Annotated in this window: 13 protein-coding genes; 10 read left to right on the forward strand and 3 right to left on the reverse strand. The window is 55.1% G+C overall.

Annotated features, from left to right (window positions below):
• Positions 1-90 precede the first annotated feature (90 nt).
• Entirely contained in the window at positions 91-1,077 is a 987-nt protein-coding gene (pspF, locus tag AWR26_RS12135) for a phage shock protein operon transcriptional activator (RefSeq protein WP_167351147.1), read from the reverse strand.
• A gap of 167 nt (positions 1,078-1,244) precedes the next feature.
• Between pspF and pspA the strand changes: the two genes are divergently transcribed.
• The 7 genes from pspA (at position 1,245) to tyrR (ending at position 6,960) form a co-directional block, all read left to right on the forward strand.
• Positions 1,245-1,913, forward strand: a complete 669-nt coding sequence (pspA, locus tag AWR26_RS12140; protein ID WP_035885550.1) for a phage shock protein PspA — start codon at positions 1,245-1,247, stop codon at positions 1,911-1,913.
• 50 nt (positions 1,914-1,963) lie between these two features.
• Positions 1,964-2,185, forward strand: a complete 222-nt coding sequence (gene pspB, locus AWR26_RS12145; RefSeq protein ID WP_064566099.1) for an envelope stress response membrane protein PspB — start codon at positions 1,964-1,966, stop codon at positions 2,183-2,185.
• Positions 2,185-2,544, forward strand: a complete 360-nt coding sequence (pspC, locus tag AWR26_RS12150; RefSeq protein ID WP_064566101.1) for an envelope stress response membrane protein PspC — start codon at positions 2,185-2,187, stop codon at positions 2,542-2,544. The genes pspB and pspC overlap by 1 nt, the downstream gene beginning before the upstream one ends.
• A 10-nt stretch (positions 2,545-2,554) precedes the next feature.
• Complete coding sequence (gene pspD, locus AWR26_RS12155) at positions 2,555-2,791, forward strand: phage shock protein PspD (RefSeq protein ID WP_007371961.1); 237 nt, start codon at positions 2,555-2,557, stop codon at positions 2,789-2,791.
• A gap of 40 nt (positions 2,792-2,831) precedes the next feature.
• A complete protein-coding gene (locus tag AWR26_RS12160) occupies positions 2,832-4,229 on the forward strand; it encodes a YcjX family GTP-binding protein (RefSeq protein WP_064569006.1) in 1,398 nt (465 codons plus the stop codon).
• Positions 4,226-5,275 (forward strand): YcjF family protein, encoded by a 1,050-nt coding sequence (locus tag AWR26_RS12165; RefSeq protein WP_064566103.1) that lies wholly within the window; start codon positions 4,226-4,228, stop codon positions 5,273-5,275. The genes AWR26_RS12160 and AWR26_RS12165 overlap by 4 nt, the downstream gene beginning before the upstream one ends.
• Positions 5,276-5,418: 143 nt before the next feature.
• Positions 5,419-6,960, forward strand: a complete 1,542-nt coding sequence (gene tyrR / locus AWR26_RS12170; RefSeq protein WP_064566105.1) for a transcriptional regulator TyrR — start codon at positions 5,419-5,421, stop codon at positions 6,958-6,960.
• A 38-nt stretch (positions 6,961-6,998) separates the two neighbouring features.
• On the opposite strand, the gene tpx is transcribed toward tyrR, so the two are convergent.
• Entirely contained in the window at positions 6,999-7,505 is a 507-nt protein-coding gene (gene tpx, locus AWR26_RS12175) for a thiol peroxidase (RefSeq protein ID WP_064566107.1), read from the reverse strand.
• A gap of 116 nt (positions 7,506-7,621) precedes the next feature.
• Between tpx and ycjG the strand changes: the two genes are divergently transcribed.
• Complete coding sequence (gene ycjG / locus AWR26_RS12180; RefSeq protein ID WP_064566109.1) at positions 7,622-8,587, forward strand: L-Ala-D/L-Glu epimerase; 966 nt, start codon at positions 7,622-7,624, stop codon at positions 8,585-8,587.
• Here ycjG and mpaA read toward each other — a convergent pair.
• Positions 8,578-9,291 carry a murein tripeptide amidase MpaA gene (gene mpaA / locus AWR26_RS12185; protein WP_064566111.1) on the reverse strand — a complete coding sequence of 238 codons (714 nt, stop codon included), beginning with the start codon at positions 9,289-9,291 and terminating at the stop codon, positions 8,578-8,580. The genes ycjG and mpaA overlap by 10 nt on opposite strands.
• Positions 9,292-9,480: 189 nt before the next feature.
• Here mpaA and AWR26_RS12190 point away from each other — a divergent pair, with 189 nt between their 5' ends.
• On the forward strand, positions 9,481-11,097 hold the full coding sequence (locus AWR26_RS12190) for a peptide ABC transporter substrate-binding protein (protein WP_064566113.1): 1,617 nt from the start codon (positions 9,481-9,483) through the stop codon (positions 11,095-11,097).
• 423 nt (positions 11,098-11,520) lie between these two features.
• Positions 11,521-11,709 carry a YdiH family protein gene (locus tag AWR26_RS12195; protein ID WP_064566115.1) on the forward strand — a complete coding sequence of 63 codons (189 nt, stop codon included), beginning with the start codon at positions 11,521-11,523 and terminating at the stop codon, positions 11,707-11,709.
• Positions 11,710-11,752 lie beyond the last annotated feature (43 nt).

Below are 11,752 nucleotides of genomic sequence, written 5' to 3' on the forward strand. Positions count from 1 at the left end.
CAACGTGTTTAAATTCATGAACAAAGTGTATCGCACTTGCTATGGCTTCGTACAAATGTCTGCAAACGACTGCTGTTATTGTCGGCGATTTCAGCTTATTTGATGCTTTTTCAGCAGCGCCCGTAGCTGGTGATAGGTCAGCCCCAGCAATTCCGCCGCGCGTTTTTGGTTAAATTTCGCCTGTTGCAGACTCTGCTGTAATAGCTGCTTTTCCTGCTGGTGCTGAAACTGACGTAGATCCAACGGCAGGGAGACTGCGCCAGGCTCTTCAACCTTCGATGTACTTAACGTACGGTTAAACGGATCAAGAATAATGGTATCAAGCGGCTCATCGCTGCGGCCGTGGCGATAGACTGAACGTTCCACCACGTTTTTTAGCTCGCGAATATTTCCGGGCCAGGCGTAATTCATCAGCACATCGCGGGCACGTTCGGTAAAGCCGGGGAACAGCGGCAACTTAAGTTCACGGCACATCTGAATGGCAAAGTGATCGGCCATCAGCATGATATCGCTCTGACGCTGGCGCAGCGGTGGCAACAGCACCACGTCAAAGGCCAACCTGTCGAGCAGATCGGCGCGGAAGGTGCCGTCCTGCACCATCTGCGGCAGGTCGGCATTAGTAGCGCAGACCAGCCGTACATTGACCTGCAAAGGTTGGCTGCCTCCCACGCGTTCGAGTTCGCCATATTCAATGACCCGGAGAAGTTTTTCCTGTACCAGCATTGGCGCGGTGGCCAGCTCGTCGAGAAACAGTGTTCCGCCGTCGGCACGCTCAAAGCGGCCAGGATGGCGCTTCTGCGCGCCGGTAAAGGCGCCGGCTTCGTGGCCAAACAATTCGGAATCCAGCAGATTTTCATTCAGCGCCGCGCAGTTAAGCGAGATAAATGGCCCTTGCCAGCGCGAGGAGAGGAAGTGCAGACGGTTTGCAATCAACTCCTTGCCGGTGCCGCGCTCGCCGATGATCAGTACCGGTTTATCGATCGGTGCAAGGCGCGAAACCTGTTCCAGCACCTCGATAAAGCTATTGGCCTCACCGAGCAGGTTATCCTTGTATTCTGACATGATGAAATTCACCATTAGTTGGTTTTATTAACCACTCTAAATGAAAATGCCGCTGCGGTAAAATTATTCAATCTCTTAAAAATCAATCAAATAAAAACCTGGCACGAAGATTGTAATAGCAGAGCTATGTAGTCATGTAGCAGGGCCACGCCCGATAACAGAACCAGGAAGAGGAATAGATTATGGGTATTTTTTCTCGTTTTGCCGACATCGTGAACGCCAACATTAACTCGCTGCTGGAAAAGGCGGAAGATCCACAGAAACTGGTGCGCCTGATGATTCAGGAGATGGAAGATACGCTGGTTGAAGTGCGTTCAACTTCCGCGCGTGCGCTGGCGGAAAAGAAACAGCTGACGCGCCGTATTGAGCAGGCCACCGCCCAGCAGGAAGAGTGGCAGGAGAAAGCCGAACTGGCGCTGCGTAAAGATAAAGACGATCTGGCACGTGCGGCGCTGATTGAAAAACAGAAAGTCACCGCGCTGATTGAGACCCTGGGCCAGGAAGTGACGCTGGTGGATGAAAGCCTGGCGCGGATGAAAAAAGAGATTGGCGAGCTGGAAAATAAACTCAGCGAAACCCGTGCTCGTCAGCAGGCGTTGACCCTGCGCCATCAGGCGGCCAGCTCCTCGCGCGATGTGCGCCGTCAACTGGACAGCGGCAAACTGGATGAGGCGATGGCGCGTTTTGAATCCTTCGAACGTCGTATCGATCAGATGGAAGCGGAAGCCGAAAGCCACGGCTTTGGTAAACAAAAATCGCTGGATCAGCAATTTGCCGAACTGCGTGCGGATGACGAAATCAGCGAGCAACTGGCGCAACTGAAAGCCAAAATGAAACAGGACAACCAATAATAATAAGGCGGTATCAGAAGATGCCGCCTCACTTGCTGTAAGGAGTACACATGAGCACGCTTTTTCTGGCTATACCGCTGACGCTATTTATCCTGTTTGTTCTGCCCGTCTGGTTATGGCTGCATTACAACAATCGCCAGCGCGGCGATCTGAATCAGAACGAGCAGCAGCGGCTCCAGCAACTTTCCGCCGAAGCCGCGCGGATGCGCGAACGTATTCAGGCGCTGGAAGATATTCTTGATGCTGAGCACCCGAACTGGAGGGATCGCTGATGGCAACGTTAGATCTGAATAAAAAATTATGGCGTATCCCGCAGCGCGGCAAACTGGGCGGCGTCTGTGCCGGTATTGCGCAGTATCTGGATATCAAAGTCAAAATGGTGCGTATTCTGGCGATCCTGGCGATGTTTTTCGGCCTGTTTTTCTTTGTTGTCGCCGCCTATATCGTGCTGTTTTTTGTCCTCGATCCGCTGCCGGATGATTACGCGGAAGGGGAAAGCCTCCCCTCCAGCAGCGAACTGCTCGATGCCGTCGATGCGCAGTTGGCTGAAGGGGAACATCGCCTGCGTCAGATGGAACGCTATGTCACTTCCGACAGCTTCTCGCTGCGCAGCCGCTTCCGTCAGCTATAAGAGGTAAATCATGAATCGTCACTGGCAACAGGCACGCCAGCATGTCAAACCGGGTTTGAAATTTGCCGGTAAGTTGGTTTTGCTCACCGCGCTGCGTTATGGCCCGGCGGGCGTCGCTGGTTGGGCGGTTAAATCCGTGGCCCGCCGTCCGGCAAGAGTACTGCTGGCATTTGCGCTGGAACCGTTGCTGAAGCGGGCAGCGGATAAATTTTCTCGCCGCTTTATGGCCGAGAGGCATGTAAAATAAGTGATTTACGGCTTCACCCTAAGGGCAATGCAGCATGGCGATGGACCGATTTAAGAATGAACTGAATGCGCTGGTGAACCGCGGCATGGACAGGCATTTACGCCTCGCGGTCACCGGCCTGAGCCGCAGTGGAAAAACGGCGTTTATCACGGCGCTGGTCAATCAACTTCTTACCCTGCATGCTGGCGCGCGATTGCCGCTGCTAAGCGCCGTGCGCGAAGAGCGGTTGCTGGGCGTGAAACGCGTCCCCCAGCGCGATTTTGGCATTCCCCGTTTCACCTACGATGAAGGGCTGGCTCAGCTTTATGGCACGCCGCCCGCCTGGCCGACGCCAACGCGCGGCGTCAGCGAAATTCGTCTGGCGCTGCGTTTCCGCTCGAATGATTCGCTGCTGCGCTATTTCAAAGAGACCTCCACGCTCTATCTGGAAATTGTCGATTATCCCGGCGAGTGGCTGCTGGATTTACCGATGCTGGCGCAGGATTACCTGAGCTGGTCGCGACAAATGACCGGGCTTTTACAGGGGCAACGGCAGGCATGGTCGCAAAAATGGCGCGCGTTGTGCGCCGATCTCGATCCGCTTGCGCCAGCCGATGAGAACCGTCTGGCGGAGATTGCCGCAGCCTGGACGGACTATCTGCATCAATGCAAACGTGAAGGTCTGCACTTTATTCAGCCAGGTCGCTTTGTGCTGCCGGGCGATATGGCGGGTGCGCCCGCGCTGCAATTTTTCCCGTGGCCGGATGTCGATGGCCACGGCGAAACGAAACTGGCGCAGGCCGATAAACACACCAATGCCGGGATGCTGCGCGAGCGCTACAACTATTACTGCGAACATGTGGTGAAGGGTTTCTACAAACATCATTTTTTGAAGTTCGATCGCCAGATTGTGTTGGTGGATTGTTTGCAACCGCTGAACAACGGTCCGCAGGCATTCAATGATATGCGGCTGGCGCTGACTCAACTGATGCAAAGTTTCCATTATGGTCAGCGCACGCTGTTCCGCCGTCTGTTTTCGCCGGTGATCGATAAATTGCTGTTTGCCGCCACCAAAGCCGACCATGTGACGCTCGATCAGCACGCCAATATGGTGTCGTTGCTGCAACAGCTCATCCAGGATGCCTGGCAGAATGCGGCCTTTGAAGGTATCAGCATGGATTGTATGGGGCTGGCCTCGGTGCAGGCGACGCAGAGCGGCATCATTGAGGTGAATGGCGAGAAAATCCCGGCCTTACGCGGGCATCGTCTGAGTGACGGTACGCCATTGACCTTTTATCCGGGTGAAGTGCCCGCGCGTTTGCCGGGGCAGGCGTTCTGGGATAAGCAGGGTTTCAGTTTCGAAGCCTTCCGCCCGCAGGTGATGGATGTAGATACGCCGCTGCCGCATATTCGCCTCGATGCCGCGCTGGAGTTTTTAATTGGAGATAAATTGCGATGAGCGAGCCGCTAAAGCCAAGAATCGATTTCGCCGGGCCGCTGGAAGCGGAAACCGACGCGCAGTTTAAAGGCGCGCAAACTTTTGACGCGCAGCAGGCGGAAAAATTCTCGCCGCTCATCACTGACGATTCGCCTGCTGAGGGGCAGGCGGAAGCCGTAGTGGAATCCGCGCTGCGCCCGAAGCGCAGCCTGTGGCGCAAAATGGTCAGCGCCGGGCTGGCGCTATTTGGCGTGAGCGTTATCGGTCAGGGCGTGCAGTGGGCGATGAATGCCTGGCAGACCCAGGACTGGGTCGCGCTCGGCGGCTGTGCGGCCGGCGCGTTGATCATCGGCGCAGGTGTCGGTTCGGTCGCCAGCGAATGGCGGCGGCTCTGGCGTTTGCGGCAGCGAGCGCAGGAGCGTGATGAAGCCCGTGATTTGCTGCATAGCCATGCCACCGGAAAAGGCCGTGCGTTTTGCGAAAAACTGGCGCAGCAGGCGGGCATCGATCATGCACATCCGGCCATGCAGCGCTGGTATGCCGCCATTCACGAAACGCAAAGCGATCGTGAAATCGTCAGCCTTTACGCTCATCTGGTGCAACCGGTGCTGGATACGCAGGCGCGGCGCGAAATCAGCCGTTCGGCGGCAGAATCCACGTTGATGATCGCGGTCAGTCCGCTGGCGCTGGTGGATATGGCATTTATCGCCTGGCGCAACCTGCGGCTGATCAATCGTATCGCCACGCTTTATGGTATCGAACTCGGCTATTACAGCCGCTTGCGGTTGTTCCGCCTGGTACTGTTGAATATTGCCTTTGCCGGTGCCAGCGAACTGGTGCGCGAAGTGGGAATGGACTGGCTATCGCAGGATCTCGCGGCGCGGCTTTCTGCACGCGCCGCACAGGGAATTGGCGCCGGGTTGCTGACGGCGCGTCTGGGAATTAAGGCCATGGAATTGTGCCGCCCTTTGCCGTGGCTGGATGATGATAAACCCCGGCTCGGCGATTTCCGTCGCCAGCTGATTGGTCAGCTTAAAGAGACCCTGCAAAAGCGGCCTGCGGAGTAAAATGGCGCTGCGCGCTTATCTTTACAGCGTAATGCCGCTTTTTCCGGCAGGCTGTCAATATTTGTTGACAGACATCTTCCTGCCAGCCTGGAAGTGTCTTATCATCCTTTTATTACGTGAATGAAAAAAGGGTGGTTATTCCCATGCGTCTTGAAGTCTTTTGCGAGGATCGTCTTGGTCTGACACGTGAATTGCTCGATTTACTGGTGCTGCGCGGCATTGATTTGCGCGGCATCGAAATTGACCCGATCGGGCGTATTTACCTCAATTTCGCCGCGCTTCAGTTCGATACATTCAGTAGCCTGATGGCCGAAATTCGTCGCATTCCCGGCGTTACCGACGTTCGCACCGTATCGTGGATGCCTTCTGAGCGTGAGCACCGCGCCCTGAGCGCGCTGCTGGAAGCACTGCCGGAGCCGGTACTGTCGCTGGACATGAAAAGTAAAATTGAGCTGGCAAACCCGGCCAGTTGCCAGCTTTTCACGCAAGATATCGATAAATTACGCAACCACAATGCCGCACAACTGATCCCCGGTTTTAACTTCCAGCGCTGGCTGGAGGGGAACCCGCGTAACTCGCATAGCGAACATGTGGTGATCGGTGGACAAAACTTCCTGATGGAAATTACCCCGGTGCATCTGGAAGGAGAAACCGGCGAACCGATGCTGACCGGCGCCGTCGTTATGCTACGTTCCACCGTGCGCATGGGACGTCAGTTACAGAATATTAACCCGCAGGATATCAGCACCTTCAGTCAGATTGTCGCTGCCAGCCAGAAAATGAAGCATGTCGTCGAGCAGGCGCGCAAACTGGCGACGCTGACCGCACCGCTGTTGATTACCGGCGATACCGGCACAGGGAAAGATTTGCTGGCGCATGCCTGTCACCTTGCCAGTCCGCGAGCGACGAAGCCGTATCTGGCGCTGAACTGTGCATCGATCCCGGAAGAATCGGTCGAAAGCGAACTTTTCGGTCATGCGCCAGAAGGGAAAAAAGGCTTTTTTGAACAGGCGAACGGCGGCTCGGTACTGCTGGATGAAATTGGCGAAATGTCGCCGCGTATGCAGGTCAAACTGCTGCGTTTCCTCAACGACGGTACTTTCCGCCGCGTTGGTGAAGATCATGAAGTACATGTTGATGTCAGAGTGATTTGCGCCACGCAACGTAACCTGGTGGAGTTGGTACAGAAAGGGCTGTTTCGCGAGGATCTCTATTATCGTTTGAATGTCCTGACGCTGAATTTGCCGCCGCTGCGCGAACGTCCGCAGGACATCATGCCGCTGACGGAACTGTTCGTTGCCCGTTTCGCCGATGAGCAGGGCGTACCACGGCCGAAATTATCACAGGATCTGCCGCCGCTGCTGAACCGCTATAGCTGGCCGGGCAATGTCCGCCAGTTGAAAAACGCCATTTATCGCGCGTTAACGCAACTGGAAGGCTATGAACTGCGCGCGCAGGATATTCTGTTGCCGGATTACGACGCGGCCAGTGTTACCGTGGGTGAAGATGCCATGGAAGGTTCGCTGGATGAGATCACCAGTCGGTTTGAGCGTTCAGTGCTGACGCAGCTTTATCGCAACTATCCCAGTACGCGTAAACTGGCGCGCAGGCTTGGCGTATCGCACACCGCGATTGCCAATAAGCTGCGGGAATATGGTTTAAGCCAGAAGAAAAGCGAAGAGTAAAGAAAACCCGGCAGCGTTCGCTGCCGGGCCGAAAAATATCAGGCTTTCAGTACGTCAAGTGCTGCGGTGTAATCCGGCTCAGTGGTAATTTCATTGACCAGCTGGCTGAAAATAACCTTATCGTTTTCATCCAGTACTACGACAGCGCGTGCTGCCAGGCCTTTCAGTGCACCTTCAGAAATACCCACGCCGTAGTTTTCCAGGAAATCAGCGCTGCGCAGCGTTGACAGTGTAACCACATTGCTCAGGCCTTCCGCGCCGCAGAAACGGGATTGCGCAAACGGCAGATCGGCAGAAATGCACAGTACCACTGTGTTGCTAATTTCAGTAGCTAACTGGTTGAATTTGCGGACAGAAGCTGCGCAAACACCGGTATCAATGCTCGGGAAAATGTTCAGTACTTTGCGTTTGCCCGCGAACTGCGCGAGAGAGACGTCAGACAGGTCTTTAGCCACAAGCGTAAACGGTTTGGCTTGTGCGCCAACCTGCGGGATTGCGCCTGCAACGGGAACCGGGTTGCCCTGAAAATGAACGAGTTGTGACATAATATCTTCCTGTTTACAAATAGTTAACGTCGGGGCTAGTGTATGCCATCCGCCGAGACCACGGCAAACCAATTTTCATATCTATACTGGTTTACATTGCGGCAGAGGAGAGAGGAATGCGCAACGTTAAAGTTTATGAGGAAACCTGGCCGCTGCACACTCCGTTCGTGATCTCGCGCGGCGCCCGCAGCGAAGCGCGCGTGGTGGTGGTTGAACTGGAAGAAGATGGCATTAAAGCCTCCGGTGAATGTACGCCGTATCCGCGTTACGGTGAGAGCGAAGCGTCGGTCATGGCGCAGATACTCACCATTGTGCCGCAGCTGGAAAACCGGCTCAGCCGCGAGGAGTTGCAGACGCTCCTGCCGCCCGGCGCTGCGCGCAACGCCGTGGATTCTGCGCTCTGGGATCTGGCAGCGCGCAAAGCAAACCAGACCCTGACTCACTATGCAGGCGTAACATTGCCGCAAAATGTCACTACGGCGCAGACCGTGGTGATCGGTACGCCGGAGCAGATGGCAGCCAGCGCGGCGGCGCTCAGCGAGAAGGGCGCTCAGTTGCTGAAAGTGAAGCTTGACGATCATTTGATCAGTGAGCGGCTGGTAGCGATCCGCGCCGCCGCGCCCACGGCGACACTGATTGTCGATGCCAACGAGTCGTGGCATGCCGAAGGCCTTGCGGCGCGCTGTCAGCTGCTGGCGGATTTAGGCGTGGCGATGCTGGAACAACCGCTTCCCGCCGGGGACGATGAGATGCTGGCCAACTTTATCCACCCGTTGCCCATTTGCGCTGATGAGAGTTGCCATACGCGGGAAAGCCTGGCGTCATTGCACGGGCGTTACGAGATGGTGAACATCAAGCTGGATAAAACCGGCGGTCTGACGGAAGCGCTGGCGCTGGCCGACGAGGCCGCAAAGCAGGGTTTTACGCTGATGCTGGGCTGCATGATCTGCACGTCGCGCGCCATCAGCGCGGCATTACCGCTGGCAAACCGTGTGCGCTTCGCCGATCTGGATGGCCCGACGTGGCTGGCGGTGGATGTCGAACCGGCGCTGCACTTTACCACCGGCACGCTTCACCTTTGAGGATCCCAGTGCAGTAATTCTGTCACCGCCGCGAGGTACTTTTCGCTCGCTTCGTCGGCGGAGATCGGCGGAAACTCAACGGTGATGCAGTGCAGACCGATATCTGCGCACCAGCTTCCAAAAGAGCCAGGTGTTTCGTAACCCACACTGGTGACCAGCGGCAGGGATAGTGCGCCGGACAACCAGTGGCCAAGCACGCTTTCCTGCGGATCTTCCACACATGCCAGCGGATCATGGAATGTCACCACCCATGCCGGGTGAATGCGATGAATCAACTGGCATAACGCTTGCGTTTCCGGTTCTGAACCGGGCGCATCACCGGTCAGTAACACTACATCCCGTTCATCGGCGGCGCTGTTCCAGCGATAAACTGTTTCGCCTGCTTTCCAGTTGGCAGAAGGAAAATTCCGGTTGAGATCGACGCCGTTGGCGTTCGCGCGCAGGCCAAGCTGGCAACCGTCCGGATTGACCGCGAGGACCACATGATGATGGCGCAGATCGGACTTCAGCGTGCGCAGGGCGCAGGAAAGCGTGACGACCGAGGAGTTTTCGTCACCGTGGGTCCCGGCGATGATCAAACCGCTTTCGCGCGTGGCGACTGGCGCCGGAAACCAGATCAGTGGCGCACCAAGCAATGAGCGGCCAAACTCTTCGCTTCCAGGGGCAAAACGGCCCCGCTGCGGACGTGGACGTGTGACAGGCATAAGCTTCCTCTGTTCTGGCATTTGCTTACAGCAAGTGTTGAGCAAAAATCGGTGTGACGCAAATCTTGCCATGGAGGTTAAATTACTGTCCATCATCAATTTTTTGACTGACCAGGTTTGCATTCCGCTATGCTAAAACAAATAATTACACTTCTATTGCCGGGAAATGACACATCAAAAGGGGATCCCATGACGCATCGAGTTTCCACGCTGTGCTGCGCGCTCTGGCTGTGCGGTTTTTCTTCTGTATCGTTTGCTGCAGACGTTCCTCCAGGTACGCAACTGGCGGCAACGCAGGAAGTTGTGCGTCATCTGAAAGATGAACCCGCCTCGCTGGATCCCGCAAAAGCCGTTGGTCTGCCGGAGATTCAGGTGCTGCGCGACCTGTTCGAAGGGCTGGTGAATCAGGACGAGAAGGGCAACATTATTCCCGGCGTCGCCAGCAAATGGCAGAGCAATGATAATCGCGTCTGGATTTTTACCCTGCGCGACAACGCCCGCTGGTCTGATGGTTCGCCGGTGACCGCAGAGGATTTCGTTTATAGCTGGCAGCGTCTGGTGGATCCGAAAATGACCTCGCCTTTTGCCAGCTTTGCGGCGTTGGCGGGGCTTGCCAATGCGCAGGAGATTACCGAGGGTAAAGCGACGCCGGATAAGCTCGGCGTTAGCGCGGTGGACGCGCACACATTGCGGGTGCAACTCTCTCGTCCCGTACCGTGGTTCCCGAGTCTTGCCGCCAGTTTCGCGCTCTATCCGGTACAAAAAGCGAATGTTGAAAGCGGCGCAGACTGGACGCGTCCAGGGCATCTAGTTGGTAACGGTGCGTTTGTGCTGAGCGATCGTGTGGTGAACGAAAAGCTGGTGCTCAGCCGCAACAAGCACTACTGGGATGACGGCAAAACCGTGATCGATAAGGTGACGTTTATGCCCATCAACCAGGAGTCGGCAGCCACTAAACGTTACCTGGCGAATGGCGTCGACATTACCGAATCTTTCCCGAAAAACCTCTACCAGAAATTATTGAAAGATATCCCGGGGCAGGTCTACACGCCGCCGCAACTGGGCACCTATTACTACGCATTTAATACGCAAAAAGGCCCAACGTCCGATCCTCGCGTGCGTCTGGCGCTGAGTATGACGATCGACCGCCAGGTGATCGCGCAAAAAGTGCTGGGTACCGGCGAGAAACCCGCATGGCGTTTAACGCCGGATGTGACGGCAGGCTTCACTCCGGAACGTTCTCAGTTTGAATCAATGAGCCAGGCAGAATTGAACGCGCAGGCGAAAACGCTATTGCAGGCGGCAGGTTACGGCCCGCAGCGGCCGCTTAAACTTCGGTTGCTGTATAACAGCTCGGAAAGTCACCAGAAGATTGCCATCGCGGTAGCCTCAATGTGGCGACAGAGTCTGGGCGCGGATGTGACGCTGCAAAACCAGGAGTGGAAAACCTATATCGACAGTCGTAACAGCGGCAATTTTGATGTGATCCGTGCGTCATGGGTGGGGGATTACAACGAACCGTCCACGTTCCTGTCGATACTGACGTCCGGAAGCAGCAGTAATATTTCGCGCTTCAGTGATGAAAGCTATGACAAAGTGATTGCACAGGCGGCGCAGGAAACCAGCGCCAAAGCGCGTAACGTGGACTACAACGCGGCGGAACATCTTATTGCCGAAAAAGCACCGATTGCACCGATTTATCAGTACACCAATGGGCGCTTAATTAAGCCGTGGCTGAAGGGATACCCGATTAACAACCCGGAAGATGTCGCATACAGCCGCACGCTATACATTATTAAGCATTAAAAAAATCCCCTTACGTCACGGGAAGTAAGGGGAAACTCATTGATTACGGAATGATTCCTGTCTTAGCAGGAGTGTTAAGAATTTTACTTAAGGAATGTGAAGGGACAATGGAGGAAATAAGGAGCGTTGCGGGAATGTGAATGGTTGTTCTCCGGTACTGGCAAAAAAAGCCCGCTACGTTGAGCGGGCGAAAAATACTGGAAGCAATGTGAGCAATGTCGTACTGAATACCTGAGTATTTAACTCAACTATTCAGTATTGAGAAAGATAATCTTTATCATTTAGTCGCGCAACCCCTTTTTTTGTAAGGTCGTCCGGAGCGGCATTTTCCGCGGATAAACCCAGCTCTTTTACGATTATGGTCAAAAAACAGACAGCATTCAGTGGTATAATAGAAAAGTGTTTACTACCTCAGAGGACGTTATGGAGACTGAATTAGACCCAACCCAACTGGCTATCGAATATCTGCGTCGCGATCGCAGTGTGATGACACCGGCCGAGTACCTCAAAAAACTCAAACAACTCCGGCTGGAGTTTGCGGATCTGCTGACCCTTTCGCATACAGAATTGAAAGAAGAGATCGATTTTGCCTGGCGGTTGGGCATTCATTAATACCGTAATAACGCCATAGCGCCCGAAAGCGGGCGCTTTTTTT

Origin of the sequence: Kosakonia oryzae (assembly GCF_001658025.2) — a bacterium.
Classification (GTDB): Bacteria; Pseudomonadota; Gammaproteobacteria; order Enterobacterales; family Enterobacteriaceae; genus Kosakonia; species Kosakonia oryzae.

Excerpts from the sequence above, each read along its gene's own strand:
- pspF (WP_167351147.1), bottom strand. The coding sequence starts at position 1,077 with ATGGTGAATTTCATCATGTCAGAATACAAGGATAACCTGCTCGGTGAG.
- pspA (WP_035885550.1), top strand. The coding sequence starts at position 1,245 with ATGGGTATTTTTTCTCGTTTTGCCGACATCGTGAACGCCAACATTAAC.
- pspB (WP_064566099.1), top strand. The coding sequence starts at position 1,964 with ATGAGCACGCTTTTTCTGGCTATACCGCTGACGCTATTTATCCTGTTT.
- pspC (WP_064566101.1), top strand. The coding sequence starts at position 2,185 with ATGGCAACGTTAGATCTGAATAAAAAATTATGGCGTATCCCGCAGCGC.
- pspD (WP_007371961.1), top strand. The coding sequence starts at position 2,555 with ATGAATCGTCACTGGCAACAGGCACGCCAGCATGTCAAACCGGGTTTG.
- AWR26_RS12160 (WP_064569006.1), top strand. The coding sequence starts at position 2,832 with ATGGACCGATTTAAGAATGAACTGAATGCGCTGGTGAACCGCGGCATG.
- AWR26_RS12165 (WP_064566103.1), top strand. The coding sequence starts at position 4,226 with ATGAGCGAGCCGCTAAAGCCAAGAATCGATTTCGCCGGGCCGCTGGAA.
- tyrR (WP_064566105.1), top strand. The coding sequence starts at position 5,419 with ATGCGTCTTGAAGTCTTTTGCGAGGATCGTCTTGGTCTGACACGTGAA.
- tpx (WP_064566107.1), bottom strand. The coding sequence starts at position 7,505 with ATGTCACAACTCGTTCATTTTCAGGGCAACCCGGTTCCCGTTGCAGGC.
- ycjG (WP_064566109.1), top strand. The coding sequence starts at position 7,622 with ATGCGCAACGTTAAAGTTTATGAGGAAACCTGGCCGCTGCACACTCCG.
- mpaA (WP_064566111.1), bottom strand. The coding sequence starts at position 9,291 with ATGCCTGTCACACGTCCACGTCCGCAGCGGGGCCGTTTTGCCCCTGGA.
- AWR26_RS12190 (WP_064566113.1), top strand. The coding sequence starts at position 9,481 with ATGACGCATCGAGTTTCCACGCTGTGCTGCGCGCTCTGGCTGTGCGGT.
- AWR26_RS12195 (WP_064566115.1), top strand. The coding sequence starts at position 11,521 with ATGGAGACTGAATTAGACCCAACCCAACTGGCTATCGAATATCTGCGT.